The following is a 14,431-nucleotide window of genomic DNA, read 5'->3' on the forward strand; positions in this document are numbered from 1 at the left end:
TGGGGAAGGATGTGGGGTTGCCCAGACAGCCAGGATGTTGGCTTAGAAGCAGCCATCATTTAAAGAGTGCGTAATAGCTCACTGGTCAAGCGACCCTGCGCCGAAAATGTAAGGGGGCTCAAGCCCGCCACCGAAGCTGCGGCAGCGTAGATGAAGAGTTTGCGCTGGGTAGGGGAGCGTTCTTTTAGCGTCGAAGCCGTACCGAGAGGAGCGGTGGAGCTAAGAGAAGTGAGAATGCCGGCATGAGTAAGCGATAAGGCAGGTGAGAATCCTGCCCGCCGTAAGCCTAAGGATTCCTGGGGAAGGCTCGTCCGCCCAGGGTTAGCCGGGACCTAAGCCGAGGCCGAAAGGCGTAGGTGATGGATAAGGGGTGGATAATCCTCTGCCACCGGTTGGGGGCGAAGGGGTGACGCAGAAGGGTAGGCTGAGCGCGCGGATGGAAAGGCGCGTCCAAGCCAGTAGGGTGCGGGGCAGGCAAATCCGTCCCGCGTAGAGCCCGAGAGGTGATGGGGAGGGAAAGCTAAGTACCGAAGCAGCCGATCCCCCGCTGCCGAGAAAAGCCTCTAAGCGACCAAGACCCGGCCGGTGCCCGTACCGCAAACCGACACAGGTAGGCGGGGAGAGAATCCTAAGGCGCGCGGGAGAACCCTCGTTAAGGAACTCGGCAAATTGACCCTGTAACTTCGGGAGAAGGGGTGCCCTTGCGGGTTAAGGCTTAAGCGCCGTAAGCCTGTGGGGGTCGCAGAGAGCGGGCCCAGGCGACTGTTTACCAAAAACACAGGTCCCTGCTCAACTCGAAAGAGGAGGTATAGGGGCTGACGCCTGCCCAGTGCCGGAAGGTTAAGGGGAGAGGTTAGCGAGGAGACTCGCGAAGCTTCGAACCTAAGCCCCGGTGAACGGCGGCCGTAACTATAACGGTCCTAAGGTAGCGAAATTCCTTGTCGGGTAAGTTCCGACCTGCACGAAAGGCGTAACGACCTGGGCGCTGTCTCGACGAGGGGCCCGGTGAAATTGAGGTGCCAGTAAAGACGCTGGCTACCTGCGGTGGGACAGAAAGACCCCGTGGAGCTTTACTGTAGCCTGGCATTGGACTTTGGTGTTCTATGTACAGGATAGGTGGGAGGCGGAGAAGCCTGGGCGCCAGCTCAGGTGGAGCCGGCGGTGGGATACCACCCTTAGGGCACTGGGGTTCTAACCATAGGCCGTGGAGCCGGTCTGGGGACATTGTCAGGTGGGCAGTTTGACTGGGGCGGTCGCCTCCTAAAAGGTAACGGAGGCGCCCAAAGGTTCCCTCAGCGCGGTTGGAAATCGCGCGTTGAGTGCAAGGGCAGAAGGGAGCTTGACTGTGAGACCGACGGGTCGAGCAGGTGCGAAAGCAGGGCCTAGTGATCCGGTGGTACCGAGTGGAAGGGCCATCGCTCAACGGATAAAAGCTACCCCGGGGATAACAGGCTGGTCTCCCCCAAGAGTTCACATCGACGGGGAGGTTCGGCACCTCGATGTCGGCTCATCGCATCCTGGGGCTGAAGCGGGTCCCAAGGGTTGGGCTGTTCGCCCATTAAAGCGGTACGTGAGCTGGGTTCAGAACGTCGTGAGACAGTTCGGTCCCTATCCACCGCAGGCGTAGGAAACTTGAGGGGGTCCATCCCTAGTACGAGAGGACCGGGATGGACAGGCCGCTGGTGTACCAGTTGTCCCGCCAGGGGCATAGCTGGGTAGCCATGCCTGGGAGGGATAAGCGCTGAAAGCATCTAAGCGCGAAGCCTGCCCCGAGATGAGGTTTCCTGCCGGTGTAAAAGCCGGGTAAGACCCCTGGTAGACTACCAGGTAGATAGGCCGGAGGTGTAAGCCGGGTAACCGGTTGAGCTGACCGGTACTAATAGGTCGAGGGCTTGATCTGAAGCCTACTCTGACACTATGCAGTTTTGAGGGAGCGAGGGAAGAAGGTTCCCGGTGGCCATAGCGGAGGGGAAACACCCGTACCCATTCCGAACACGGAAGTTAAGCCCTCCAGCGCCGATGGTACTGCCCTGGAGACGGGGTGGGAGAGTAGGACGCCGCCGGGGACTTATTTATACGATCCGCGATAGCTCAACGGTAGAGCGTCCGGCTGTTAACCGGATGGTTGCAGGTTCGAATCCTGCTCGCGGAGCCAAATGCTAAACCAAGCCTGCGAGAAAAACGCAGGCTTTTGGTTTTTCTCGAACGTTTTATTTTTGGCTGCGGAAGCATAGAACCTGGGTAAGCTTGCCTCCGGCCGTTTTCTGCTGTACAATTTCCAGCGTGGACACCTTACGCGATCCTATCACCAGAGAAAAGGGCGAGATCGATGGTAGAGGCTACCGGAGTGGTCTTGGCTGGTGGCAAGAGTTCACGTATGAGGAAGAATAAGGCCCTGCTCGAATGGGAAGGGGAGCCTATGGTTGCCCGCGTGGTGCGGGTGCTACGTGAGGTTTTCCCTGAAGTAATTATCGTGGGTGACCCGGAGCTCTACCAGGGATGGGCTGATAGGGTGGTGTCCGATGTTTTTCTGGGAGCGGGGCCCTTGGCTGGTATTCACGCAGGGTTGCTATACGCTTCGCGGGAGGCAATTTTTGTGTCTGCTTGCGATCTGCCTTTCATCGACGCTCGTCTGGCGAGAGGGATCGTTGAGTATCTACAGGGCTTCGACGCTGCCATTCCCTGCGTTGGAGGGCGCCTGGAGCCGCTTTATGCCGCCTATCGGCGCAGTTGCTTAGAGTTGGCCACCCGTTATTTGCGCTCGGGGCGCCGGAGGGTAGTGAGCTTTATTGGGGAAGTGAAGGTGCGTTATCTCACCGAGGTAAATCTGGCTGCTATCTCGCCAAATTGGAGCCAGGTATTTTTTAATCTTAATTGGGAGTATGAGACTTGTTTAGGACGCGCCGGTTTGCCTCTGAACCTGCCGGTGGTGGGGATTGCAGGGCCCTCGGGTAGCGGCAAGACCACCTTGCTGGCCGGAGTAGTTCAGGATTTAAAGGCTAGCGGATACCGGGTGGCGGTGGTGAAGCACACCCGTCATCGGCTGGCGGATCAACCAGGTAAGGATACCGCTCTCTTGGCTGAGGCCGGAGCGGTGGTCACGGTGCTGGCCGGGCCGGGAGGTCTTTTTTATTTTCGGAGTGACGGAGAAGAACCCGCTCCTTATCGGGTTTTCGGTTTATTACCGGGTGAAGTCGATATCATTCTAGTGGAGGGCTATAAATCGCTTCCCCTCCCCCGGATCGTTATAGGGGAGGGAGAAGTGCTGGGAGAGGTGCTGATGCGTCTGCCCTCTGGCTTTGCAGCCGAAGAGCGGCAGCGGGTGGTGGATTTGCTGGTTGAAAAGTATCTTAGGCGGAGGTAAGGGCGCTTGCTGGATTTATTTGCACCTAAGGTCTATGCGGTTTCCCTGCTTTCTATTGCTCCCGAGGAGTTACGCCGGAAAGGGATTAAAGCTCTGCTGTTGGATTTAGACAATACTCTGGTTCCTCGGGGTAGTGATCTGGTGGACCCCGAGGTTAAGACGTGGGTAGAGACTCTAAAATCTCAGGGGTTTAAGCTTTGTGTGGTTTCTAATAACACGCATGGTCAAGGTGCCAGGGTGATAGAGAAATTGGGGATACCGGCTGTTTTTCGGGCGGTCAAGCCTTTCCCTTGGGCTTTTCGCCGAGCTCTGGAGCTCCTGGGCACCAGGCCGGAGGAGACAGCTATCGTGGGAGATCAACTTTTTACCGATGTTCTGGGAGGGAACCTGCTGGGTCTCTACACTATTCTGGTACCTTCTTTACGCGGTCCTGATTTTATTGTTACCCGCTGGCTTGTTCGCCCGCTGGAGCGCTTGCTGTGGCGCTGGGTGCGCCCCAGAGTCATTCAGTGGAAGGTGACGGAAGAGACGGAGGCCAAACCTGGTTATTGCTCGAGAGGAGGAGCGGGTTGGCGGTAGATGGTAATACCAAGGTGGTGGGTATCGTGGGCGATCCGGTGGCTCATAGCTTGTCACCGCGGATGCATAACGCTGCTTTTCGCGCTTTGGGTTTGAACTTTATTTACGTGCCTTTCCGGGTGCGGCCGGACGAGCTTTCCCAGGCGATAGAAGGGATCAGGGCTCTGGGACTGGTAGGGGTGAATGTGACTGTACCCCATAAGGAGGCAGTTTTGCCTCATCTAGATCGTTTGGAAGAGGAGGCCCAGTTCATCGGAGCGGTTAACACGGTGCTTAACCGGGACGGGGAGCTCTGGGGCATTAACACGGACGCGCCTGGTTTTCTTGACGCGTTGCAGGAGGCGGGCTTTGTCCCCGCGAAGAAGAGGGTAGCCGTATTGGGGGCCGGGGGGGCTGCTAAAGCGGTGGGAGCGGCTTTGGCTCTGGCCGGGGCGGAAGAACTGCTTTTTTTTAACCGCACACTTAACCGGGCTGTTGAATTGGCAGCTTATCTAAAGGCCGGTACGGGAGTCAGGGCCCGGGCTTTGGCTTGGGATGATCTTCCAGCCAAGGGGATAGAGTTGCTGCGGGCAGCGGATTTGGTGGTGCAGACCACCACTCTAGGAATGCACCCTCGCGAATGGGATGTACCTCCGGTTGGCCCGGAGGCTTTCCGTCCGGGGCAGTTGGTGGTGGATTTAGTTTATAAGCCTATTGAGACGCGCTTTCTCGCCCTGGCTCGAGTGCAGGGAGCACGCACTCTCAACGGTTTAGGGATGCTGCTCTACCAGGGAGCTCGAGCTTTTGCCCGGTGGACGGGGATGGAGGCTCCATTAGAGGTGATGCGGGCGGCGCTGGAGGAAGTATTGGGAGTGGCACGGGGAGGAGAGAAAAATGCTTAGATACCTCACAGCGGGGGAATCGCACGGGCAAGCGTTGCTTACCATAGTAGAAGGAATGCCAGCTGGTCTTTGGTTGACCGCCGATTACATTGACCGGCAACTAGAGCGCCGGCAAGGAGGTTTTGGTCGCGGACCACGCCAGCGTCTAGAAAGAGACCGGGTGGAAATTATCAGTGGCATCCGCGGCGGCTTTACACTAGGTTCTCCCATAGGCATGAGAATTGCTAACCGGGATTGGGAAAACTGGCGGGAGGTGATGAATCCCGGGTTAGAAGCCAGTCTCGACGAGCGCGTGATCACCCGTCCCCGTCCGGGCCATGCTGATCTGGCTGGGGCGCTCAAGTACGCCTTTTACGATCTGCGTAACGTATTAGAGCGGGCCAGTGCCAGAGAAACGGTGGCCCGGGTGGCGGCGGGAACAGTAGCCCGCCGTTTGCTGGAGGAATTGGGCATTGGCTTGGCTGGTCAGGTGATTCAAATCGGGGAGATTAAAGCTACGCCAGCCGAAGGAACACCTGAGGAGATCCGCAGCCAAGCGGACGCTTCTCCGGTTTATTGTCCCGATCCGGGGGCTTCTACAGACATGGTGGAAGCGATCCAGCGGGCGGAGCAGGCAGGCGATACTTTGGGGGGAGTCTTCGAGATCAGGGTTTATGGTGTTCCTCCTGGGCTGGGTAGTTATGTGCATTGGGACCGGCGCCTGGATGGTAATTTAGCTCGGGCCCTGATGAGTATCCCTGGCATCAAGGGTGTAGAAGTAGGAGGTGGCTTTGGTCTGGCGGCGCTGCCAGGTTCCAAGGCCCATGATGAGATCTTTTATTCCCCTGTTCAGGGTTACTACCGGGTAACCAACCGGGCAGGTGGTTTGGAGGGAGGGGTGACCAATGGGGAACCGCTGGTGGTGCGGGCGGCAATGAAGCCCATCCCCACTTTAAGGAAACCCCTGCGTAGTGTCGATATGTTCACCAAGGAGGCAGTAACGGCGGCCTATGAGCGGGCCGACATTTGCGCAGTGCCTTCGGCCTGCGTCATTGGGGAGGCGGTAGTAGCGTGGGAAATAGCATCGGCCTGTCTAGAGAAATTTGGCGGCGATACCATGGCCGAGATCAAGGAGAGCTTCTTGCGGTACAAAACCAGGATAAGGCGGGGGGAACGTTGAAGAACGTGGTTCTCATTGGTTTTATGGGCACGGGGAAGACAGCTGTGGGTAAGAGGTTGGCCCGGCTGTTGGGTTGGGAGTTCGTCGATACCGATGCGGAGATAGAACGTCTTACCGGAAAGTCGATTGCCAGGCTCTTTGCCGAAAATGGAGAGATCAGGTTCCGCTCGGAGGAAAATCTGCTTTGTCGGCGCTTGGCTGACCGGGAACGGCTGGTCATTGCTACCGGGGGAGGAATGGTGCTGGACCCTGAAAATGTGGCGCTGCTAGGGCAAAAGGGAGTGTTCATCAAGCTTTACGCCGACCCTGAAATCGTTGTTGCGCGCTTGAAGGGGAAGCGCCGCGAGCGCCCGCTGATAGGTCGGGGAGATCTCCGGGAACGGGTATTGACCCTGCTCCGAGAGCGGGAGGGAGCTTACGATATAGCCGAATTTTCCGTGGACACCGGCAAGCAAAGCCCTGAGGAGTCGGCGCAGCTAATTTACCAGTATCTTAAGGAGAATAGATATTTGCATGAGAACGGTCAGGGTTGAACTGGGAGCTAGAAGTTATCCTATTTATGTGGGAGAAGGACTATTGCCCCAAGTAGGCGAGCGGGCGCGGCAGCATCTTCCCGGCCGTCGCCTCATGGTAATTAGCAATCCTACGGTGCTTGGGCTTTACGGCACCATTTTGCTGGAAGGGCTGCGAGCAGCGGGCTGGGAAGTGCTATTGGCTGAGATACCGGACGGCGAAGAGCATAAGAACCTGACCACTGCGGCTCAGCTTTACGATCGAGCGGTGTCCGGTAGGCTGGAACGAGGCGACGCCATTCTAGCTTTTGGTGGCGGAGTGGTGGGCGATGTTGCTGGTTTTGTGGCGGCTACTTTCATGCGCGGGATAGCGTGGGGCCAGGTGCCCACCACTCTATTGGCTCAAGTGGATGCCAGCGTGGGCGGGAAAGTAGGCATCAATCACCCTCAAGGTAAAAATCTCGTTGGAGCTTTCTACCAGCCGCGTATGGTGATAGCCGACGTTAGCGTTCTCGCCTCCTTGCCCGGGAGGGAATTGGCCTCTGGGCTGGCCGAAGTGGTGAAGTACGGGGTGATTCGGGACGCAGCCTTTTTCGCCTGGTTGGAGGAGTGGGTGGAGCCCGTGCTGTCCTTGGAATCGGAAGCCCTTATCCACGCTGTGGCCACTTCCTGCGCGATTAAAGCGGAAGTGGTGGCGGCTGATGAGCAGGAGACGGGTAAGCGGGCCATTCTCAATTTCGGGCATACGGTGGGACACGCTCTAGAATCTATAACCAATTATTCACGCTTCGCCCACGGGGAAGCGGTGGCCATAGGCATGGCGGTGGCCGCTAGGTTGGCTCGACGGCTGGGTTTGGGTTTTAGCCAGGAGGAAGAAGAGCGGCTGCTGGGCTTGCTTCAGACGATTGGGTTACCTACCTCTGTCCCGCCCGATCTCGATCCGGAGGCGCTGGTGCAGTTTATGCAGCGCGACAAGAAGGTGCGGGGAGGGAGGATAGTTTGGGTTCTGCCTCGACGTTTGGGGGAAGTGCTCTTGAAAGAGGATGTGCCCTTGGAGTTGCTGCTGGAAATTCTGTCTAATCAGGCATAAGGGAGGCGGGGAGGCGCGTGTTTTTACGCTGGGAGCGTTCTTGGCTGGAAGAGGTGCTGGCCAGAGCTCTGGCGCGAGGAGGGGATTACGCTGACATTTATCTGGAGGAGCGTCAGAGCACTTTGGTCACCTTGGAAGATCGCCGGGTGGAGCGGGTGCACGTGGGAGTGGATAACGGGGTAGGTGTCAGAGTTTTGCAGGGTGAGAACACTGTCTATGCTTACTCCAACGATTGCAGCTATCAAGGACTGCTGCATCTGGCGGAGCAGGTTTCCCGTGCGGTGGCGCATGGCAAGGCGACGGACTTGGCTGAGCTCCGGCGGGAAGCGGAGGGGCTTGCCTGCTCCGAAGACATTCCTCTGGATGCTAAGGTGGAAGTGGTACAGAGGGCCGACCGGGCGGCGCGGGAATTTTCTCCGCTGGTAAAGCAGGTGCTGGTGAGTTACGGCGACGTGCGTCAAGAAGTAGTCATGGCTACCAGCACTGGGGATCTGGTGGAGGATCAGCGTTGCCGCCTACGTTTAACAGTTAATGCCATTGCGGCCGAAGGGGGAGTTATCCAGACCGGCTTTGAAGCTCTGGGGAGCACGGCCGATTTTACCCAGGCCCTGGACAGTACCCCCCCAGAGCAACTGGCGCAGGTGGCAGCGCGGCGGGCTGCGGCTCTGGTGCAGGCACCGCCGGCACCGGCGGGAGAAATGCCGGTGGTACTGGCGGGAGAGGCTGGGGGAACCATGGTGCACGAGGCTTGCGGTCACGGTTTGGAAGCTGATTTGGTGCAAAAGGGCTTATCGGTTTATAAAGACCGAATGGGGGAGCAGGTGGCGGCCGAGGCTGTCACGGTGATAGATGATGCCACCTTGCCCGGAAAGTACGGGTCTTACCGTTACGATGACGAAGGAGTGAAGGCTCGCCCGGTGGTTCTAATCGAGCGGGGGGTACTTAAGGAGTACCTTTACGATCGGCGAACCGCTCTTAAGGAGGGAAGAAGTTCTAACGGGCACGGTCGGCGAGAATCGTATCAGCACAAACCTATTCCTCGTATGGCTAACACTTACATTGCTCCAGGAGAATGGGATCCGGAAGCCATCATCCGCGAGGTTAAGGAAGGGCTACTAGTGCGGAAGATGGGTGGGGGGCAGGTCAATACCGCCAACGGCGATTTTGTTTTTGAAGTGGCGGAGGGATATTTGATCCGTGACGGAGAGGTGGGGCCGATGGTGCGGGGAGCTACTATCACCGGTAACGGACCGGAGGTCTTGCGCCAGGTGGCTATGGTGGGGCGCGATCTGGGTTTTACGGTGGGAACTTGCGGTAAAGACGGCCAGGGAGTGCCGGTGTCCGACGCCCAGCCCACTCTTCTAATCCCCAAACTCGTTGTGGGAGGCCTAGCTGAGCGGCGAGGAGGTAAAAGTTGATGGGGTTGCTGGAGGTAGTGGAAGCAGCGGTGCTCGAAGGCAAGAGGGCAGGGGCGGAGGAAGTGGAGGCTTTCGCTCTGTCCAGCACGGCCCTGCAGATCGAGGTACGCCACGGCCAAGTGGAGACGTTGGAGCAAGCGGAGGAGACCGGTCTAGGGGTTAGGGTGCTAGGGGACAAGCGCTTCGGTTTCTCCTACCTTACCGGTTTTTCTGCGGAGGGGGTTAGAAAGACGGTGCGGCGAGCGGTGGATGCTTGCCGTCTAGCGGCTTCCGATCCCTACAATTTGTTGCCTGCTCCCGCTCCTCCTTGCGTGGCTCCGGAACTCTGGGATGAGACGCTAGCCGAGATCCCGTTGGAGGAAAAGATCGCCTTGGCCCGGTCCATGGAAGAAGCGGCTCTGAACTTTGACGCTCGGGTCAAGATTGTGGAGACAGCTACTTACCAAGAGGAGCGCACCGAGGTGGCACTGGCCAGTTCTCGGGGGATCGAGGGGAGTTACCGTGGTACCGTTTGCGGCCTCTACGTTAGCTTGGCGGCAGTGGCGGGGGAACAAAGTGAAACCGGCTACGCTCTCAAGTTCAGCCGCTGGTTCCGCCAGCTGGACCCGCAGGAACTGGGTCAGGAAGCGGCGCGCCGGGCAGTGGGGCTTCTGGGAGCTCGGCGGGTTAAGACAGCGGTAGTTCCAGTGGTGTTCGATCCCTACGTAGGGGTGGATTTTGTGGGCCTGCTGGCCCCGGCCCTGACGGGGGAGGCGGTGCAACGGGGCCGTTCCCTGTTTGCTGGTAAACTGGAACAAAAGGTGGCTGCTACTCAGGTCACGTTGGTGGACAACGGGCTGCTACCCGGGGGAATTCGCAGCGCTCCTTTCGATGGGGAAGGAGTACCTACTCAGACTACTGTGCTCATCGAGGATGGGGTTCTGCGGGCTTTTCTCTACGATACCCGGACGGCGGCACGGGAGGGACGGAGCTCTACCGGTAACGCCGTGCGGAGCGGTTTTCGTGGTCAGCCCACAGTAGGTTCTACTAATCTTTACCTGCAGCCTGGAAAGCTAGCGCCGGAGGAATTGATTCGTCAGTTGCCGGAGGGCTTCTATCTCACCGAGGTCATGGGAATGCATACGGCTAACCCTATTTCTGGAGACTTTTCGGTGGGTGCGGTGGGTTTCTGGATAAAAGAAGGTGAGCTAGCGTTCCCCGTACGAGGAGTCACGGTGGCTGGCAATGTTCAAGAGCTCTTGCAGCGTATTGACGGCGTGGCTAGCGATTTGCGCTTTCTGGGCAGCCGGGGAGCGCCTACTTTCCGGGTAAGCGAGCTCAGCATTAGCGGCCATTAGGGGTGATGGGTGATGCGCGTCCTGGTGTTACACGGTCCCAATCTCAACCTTTTAGGGAATCGGGAACCCGAAGTTTACGGGAATCTGACTTTGGAAGAGATCAACCAACGGCTGGTAGCCTGGGGGGAGGAATTGGGGGTGGAAGTGGAGTGCTTCCAGTCGAATCACGAAGGCGAGTTGATCGAGCGCTTGCATCGAGGTGATGCGGATGCGGTGGTGTTCAACCCCGGGGCCTTCACCCACTACAGCTATGCTTTGCGCGACGCGGTGGCGGCTCTCTCCGCTCCAGTGGTGGAGGTTCACCTATCTAACCTTTACGCCCGCGAAGAGTTTCGCCATCGCTCAGTGATCGCGCCGGTGGCGGTTGGGCAAATAAGTGGCTTTGGGGCCGAGAGTTATCGGCTGGGGCTGTTGGCCGTGGTAAGTTTATTGGCTCAGAGACGGGGGGAGCGAAGATAAGTCGGCTAGAACGCTTGCGCCAGGCGCTAGAAGCGGCTGAATTGGATGCGCTGCTGATATTGGGAGCAGAAAATCGCTTCTATTTAAGCGGTTTCACTGGATCAGCGGCAGTCCTTTACGTGGATGCCGAGGCGGCCGTACTGCTCACCGATGGCCGCTACGCCTCGCAGGCCGTGGAGGAATGTCCACACTGGCAGTTAGAGGTAAGTTCCCGTGTTTTTCCCGAAGGCGTAGCTGAACTGGTTCGGAAGCGGGGAATTAAGCGGCTAGGAGCCGAGTCGCAGGTTTTAACTTGGTCGCAGTGGGAGGCGCTGCGCCAGGTCTTGCCCGAAGTGCAATTGCTACCCTGCCGGGACCTGGTGGAGAAGCTGCGGCTGTACAAGGAGCCCCACGAAATCCAGATCATAAAACAGGCTCTGGCTTTAACCGAGATGGGATGGCAGGTGCTCCTAAGCGAACTTCGGGCCGGGATTACCGAAAGGGAATGGGCGCTTAAACTCGAATTTTATTTGCGAGAGCGAGGGGCGGATGGAGTGGCCTTTCCCTTCATTGTGGCTTCCGGCAGCCGCTCCGCCTTACCCCATGGAATAGCTTCGAACAAGCAGGTTGAGCCCGGCGATCTGGTAGTAATAGACGTGGGAATCAAACTGGGCCATTACTGCTCCGATTTCACCCGTACCGTGGTGGTGGAAAAGGTAGCTCCCTGGCAGCAAAGGCTTTACCAGGCGGTGCTCGAAGCACAACAGGCAGCCATCGCTATGGTAAAACCAGGAGTGCCGGCTCGGGAGGTGGATCGTGCAGCCCGGAGGGTTATAGCCGCTCACGGTTACGCGCCGGAGATCTTTCCCCACAGCACCGGGCACGGTGTGGGCCTGGCGGTGCACGAGGCCCCTCATTTGAGCGAAAAGGAGGAGATGCTATTGCAGCCAGGCATGGTGGTCACCGTGGAACCGGGAGCTTACCTGCCGGGGCAAGGTGGGGTACGTATTGAAGACATGCTTTTGGTAACCGAAGCTGGGGCTGAGAGACTGAATCTTAGCCCCCGAGAGGAACTTTTGTTAGTCGGGAGGAGAAAACCATGATTTCTACCAACGAGTTCAAGACCGGGTTAACCATTGAGCTAGACGGCGACGTTTATCAGGTAATCGAATTTCTACACGTAAAACCGGGAAAAGGTTCTCCTTTCGTACGCACTAAGCTGCGTAACCTGCGCACCGGTGCGGTGGTGGAGCGAACCTTTCCCGCCGGTGAAAAAGTTCCCCGAGCTCATCTGGATCGGCGCCAGGCGCAATATCTTTACAACGACGGGACTAATTATTACTTCATGGATATGGAGAGCTACGAGCAGACAGCGCTGAGCGAGAAGGATCTAGGGGAGGGCGTGAAGTTTCTCAAGGAAAACCTGGAGATTTCCTTGCTTCTATACCAAGGAAAAGTGCTGGGGGTGGAGCTCCCTAATACGGTGGATCTCCGGGTGGTGGAGACGCCGCCAGGGGTGAAGGGAGACACGGCCGCAGGCGGCTCTAAACCGGCCAAATTGGAAACGGGGGCGGTCATTCAAGTGCCGCTTTTCGTCGAAGAGGGAGATGTGATCCAGGTGGATACCCGCACCGGAGAGTATCTGAAGCGGGTTTAGAGGCACGAACTACAAGTAAGAAAGCGGGGCGTTAAGCCCCGCCTTTTTCTTTTGCTTTCTGCGCCTTGGCTAATCGCAAATCGATAAAGCGATCCTTGAGTTTCTGCATAACCATGGGCATAGTGGTGTACTCCATCTCGTCTAGGTGCAAGCGATGGGGTTCAAAGGGCCCTAGCCGCCGCAGATAATCAGCTATTTGGTTGGACATTTCGCGGGCGCGATCGAAGGCGGGATCGTCGAAAAGATCGCGCGGTCCCACCAGTTTACCATTAGCGAGTTGAAAACCTAGGGCTACTACCCGAGGCGGTCCGTCGAAGCGGCAAGGATGAGCGTCCTTGAGCCCAACCGGCATGAGCGGGCCGCTATGCGAGCCCCGCATCCAGCCTGAGACCAGATGAGGGGTAGCAAAGGGTTCCAGCACCTCACCTACGGCTGGATAGCCACTTTGGCAACGAACGATGCATACCGGATCATCCTTGCCGATGTACCGGCCAGCTATCAGGTTAAGCCGCTGCACGCTCGATACGGCCGCGATTTGCCCCGTCTCGCGGTGGAATATTCGTTTGATGGCGTAGCGTCCCGGGGCACCAATAAAGACCAGCATATCGTAGATGTCTTCCGGAGCGTTGAACATGATTTTTTTGTTCTCGATAAGATCCCTGACCTCGAATACAAAGCCCGAGTGCATCTTGGGATCGATGACCAGACCTATGGTGTTGAAAGGATCGGCAAAGATCTTGTAAAGGGGCAGGTTCCAAGCCCCCGGCTCGGTTTTATCGGCCATGAAGATCACGATCGGCTCGCTTTCTCTCTCTTCCACTTCCATTTCGGCCACGCCAGGGCCCAGCCCCTTGATATTGCCGGAGAAAGCGTCGGAGAGAAGATCCTGCCCGGCCCCGTACAGCTTTAATTTCTTGGCCACCTCGGTGCAGGCCACGAAGGTATCCCAAGCCAACTTGTGAATTTCTCCGTTATTGCGCCCCAGTTCATGGGTCATTATTAGGTTGATGTCATCGCCCACGTAAGTTACGTGGTAGTCTATTAGCAAAGGGCAACCAGAAAGAGCCCCCTTGGCTTTCTCCAGCAACTCAGGGTGCACACTGGTGTGGCCTACAAACCCCCCTACGTCGGCTTTGATAACCGTTACCGTGATTCTTTTGCCCACTACCTTTAAACCTCCTTCATTTTGGGTCAAAGCACTTTGGCTACTGTTTCTTTTCGCAATTTTCTATAAATGCGCCTGAAAATCCTGCCGCTGCGGTGCTAGAATAAAAATATCCTTGGGTGCTGGGGGAATCAAAGGAATGCTGGAAACTCTGTTGCACATGGATGCCCAGGCGTTTACTTTTATCAACGGTTTGGCGGGAAAGAATCTTGTCGCCGATCAGGTGTTCCGTGTTCTTGCTCTCTTCGGCCCTTTGTTCTTCGGCGTCTATTTGCTGCTGCTATGGGTGAAGGGGCAGGAAGCGGATCGCTACCAGGTGATGAAAGCGGTGCTGGCGGCCGCTTTGGGTCTGTTGTTCAACCAATGCATCGGCTGGGCTTTTTATCGCCCCCGCCCTTTCACCGCTTTGCCAACCCACCTTTTGGTGCCACCTACGAGCGATGCTTCTTTTCCCAGCGATCACGCTACCGGTTCCTTCGCTCTGGCTCTGAGTTTCTGTGGCCTAGCTCGTTGGCTGGGATTGGCTTTGGCGGTGCTGGTGGCCTTTGCCCGGGTTTATGTAGGAGCTCATTATCCTCTGGACGTGCTGGGGGGAGCCGTGATCGGCAGTTTGGCTGCTTGGGCGGTGGACTTCACCAGCCGGCGCTGGGCGCTTCTAGACCGTTGCTTGGCTTTGCCGGTAAGGCTTTATCAGCACCTGCTGGAGCGAGGGTAGCTTTTTGGCGCTCAACCGCCGGGGGGCGTGAGAGGTCCTGGTAAGCTTTCTGGCTGGGTCACCGCGGCGCTTTAAGGCTCCCGGCAGTGTGTGAGCCTTTTCGTCCCTTCTACCAT

Annotated in this window: 13 protein-coding genes, 1 tRNA gene and 2 rRNA genes (1 of these 16 cut by a window edge); 15 read left to right on the top strand and 1 reads right to left on the bottom strand. The window is 57.5% G+C overall.

What is annotated here, in order from left to right; all coding sequences use genetic code 11:
* From ACTLLP_RS02690 to efp, 14 genes are all read left to right on the top strand, one after another.
* Nucleotides 1-1,900 (top strand): 23S ribosomal RNA (locus ACTLLP_RS02690) (it extends 1,129 nt beyond the left edge of the window).
* A gap of 49 nt (nucleotides 1,901-1,949) precedes the next feature.
* A 5S ribosomal RNA gene (rrf, locus tag ACTLLP_RS02695) occupies nucleotides 1,950-2,066 on the top strand.
* A gap of 14 nt (nucleotides 2,067-2,080) precedes the next feature.
* Nucleotides 2,081-2,155: transfer RNA gene (locus tag ACTLLP_RS02700), tRNA-Asn, on the top strand.
* Between the two features lie 174 nt (nucleotides 2,156-2,329).
* Nucleotides 2,330-3,364, top strand: a complete 1,035-nt coding sequence (gene mobAB / locus ACTLLP_RS02705) for a bifunctional molybdenum cofactor guanylyltransferase MobA/molybdopterin-guanine dinucleotide biosynthesis adaptor protein MobB (RefSeq protein WP_441060492.1) — start codon at nucleotides 2,330-2,332, stop codon at nucleotides 3,362-3,364.
* Nucleotides 3,365-3,370: 6 nt separating this feature from the next.
* Nucleotides 3,371-3,943, top strand: coding sequence for a YqeG family HAD IIIA-type phosphatase (locus tag ACTLLP_RS02710; protein ID WP_441060494.1), 573 nt, complete (start codon nucleotides 3,371-3,373; stop codon nucleotides 3,941-3,943).
* On the top strand, nucleotides 3,934-4,824 hold the full coding sequence (locus tag ACTLLP_RS02715; RefSeq protein ID WP_441060496.1) for a shikimate dehydrogenase: 891 nt from the start codon (nucleotides 3,934-3,936) through the stop codon (nucleotides 4,822-4,824). The genes ACTLLP_RS02710 and ACTLLP_RS02715 overlap by 10 nt, the downstream gene beginning before the upstream one ends.
* Nucleotides 4,817-5,983 carry a chorismate synthase gene (aroC, locus tag ACTLLP_RS02720; RefSeq protein ID WP_441060498.1) on the top strand — a complete coding sequence of 389 codons (1,167 nt, stop codon included), beginning with the start codon at nucleotides 4,817-4,819 and terminating at the stop codon, nucleotides 5,981-5,983. Before ACTLLP_RS02715 ends, aroC begins: the two co-directional genes overlap by 8 nt.
* 5 nt (nucleotides 5,984-5,988) lie before the next feature.
* Nucleotides 5,989-6,516 (top strand): shikimate kinase, encoded by a 528-nt coding sequence (locus ACTLLP_RS02725; RefSeq protein WP_441061589.1) that lies wholly within the window; start codon nucleotides 5,989-5,991, stop codon nucleotides 6,514-6,516.
* Entirely contained in the window at nucleotides 6,497-7,585 is a 1,089-nt protein-coding gene (aroB, locus tag ACTLLP_RS02730) for a 3-dehydroquinate synthase (RefSeq protein WP_441060500.1), read from the top strand. Before ACTLLP_RS02725 ends, aroB begins: the two co-directional genes overlap by 20 nt.
* A 17-nt stretch (nucleotides 7,586-7,602) precedes the next feature.
* Complete coding sequence (locus ACTLLP_RS02735) at nucleotides 7,603-9,003, top strand: TldD/PmbA family protein (protein WP_441060502.1); 1,401 nt, start codon at nucleotides 7,603-7,605, stop codon at nucleotides 9,001-9,003.
* Nucleotides 9,003-10,340 carry a TldD/PmbA family protein gene (locus ACTLLP_RS02740; protein WP_441060504.1) on the top strand — a complete coding sequence of 446 codons (1,338 nt, stop codon included), beginning with the start codon at nucleotides 9,003-9,005 and terminating at the stop codon, nucleotides 10,338-10,340. The genes ACTLLP_RS02735 and ACTLLP_RS02740 overlap by 1 nt, the downstream gene beginning before the upstream one ends.
* A gap of 12 nt (nucleotides 10,341-10,352) precedes the next feature.
* Entirely contained in the window at nucleotides 10,353-10,799 is a 447-nt protein-coding gene (gene aroQ / locus ACTLLP_RS02745; protein WP_441060506.1) for a type II 3-dehydroquinate dehydratase, read from the top strand.
* A gap of 14 nt (nucleotides 10,800-10,813) precedes the next feature.
* Entirely contained in the window at nucleotides 10,814-11,881 is a 1,068-nt protein-coding gene (locus ACTLLP_RS02750) for a M24 family metallopeptidase (protein WP_441060508.1), read from the top strand.
* The gene (gene efp / locus ACTLLP_RS02755; protein WP_441060510.1) at nucleotides 11,878-12,435 is read left to right on the top strand and encodes an elongation factor P; all 558 of its coding nucleotides are present in this window, start codon (nucleotides 11,878-11,880) and stop codon (nucleotides 12,433-12,435) included. Before ACTLLP_RS02750 ends, efp begins: the two co-directional genes overlap by 4 nt.
* A gap of 31 nt (nucleotides 12,436-12,466) precedes the next feature.
* Here efp and fbp read toward each other — a convergent pair whose 3' ends face one another.
* Nucleotides 12,467-13,600 (bottom strand): fructose-1,6-bisphosphate aldolase/phosphatase, encoded by a 1,134-nt coding sequence (gene fbp, locus ACTLLP_RS02760; protein ID WP_441060512.1) that lies wholly within the window; start codon nucleotides 13,598-13,600, stop codon nucleotides 12,467-12,469.
* 139 nt (nucleotides 13,601-13,739) lie between these two features.
* Between fbp and ACTLLP_RS02765 the strand changes: the two genes are divergently transcribed.
* Nucleotides 13,740-14,315, top strand: a complete 576-nt coding sequence (locus ACTLLP_RS02765) for a phosphatase PAP2 family protein (RefSeq protein ID WP_441060514.1) — start codon at nucleotides 13,740-13,742, stop codon at nucleotides 14,313-14,315.
* The last annotated feature ends 116 nt before the right edge of the window (nucleotides 14,316-14,431 follow it).

Origin of the sequence: Desulfothermobacter acidiphilus, assembly GCF_052073645.1 — a bacterium.
Taxonomy (GTDB): Bacteria; Bacillota; Desulfotomaculia; order Desulfotomaculales; family Ammonificaceae; genus Desulfothermobacter; species Desulfothermobacter acidiphilus.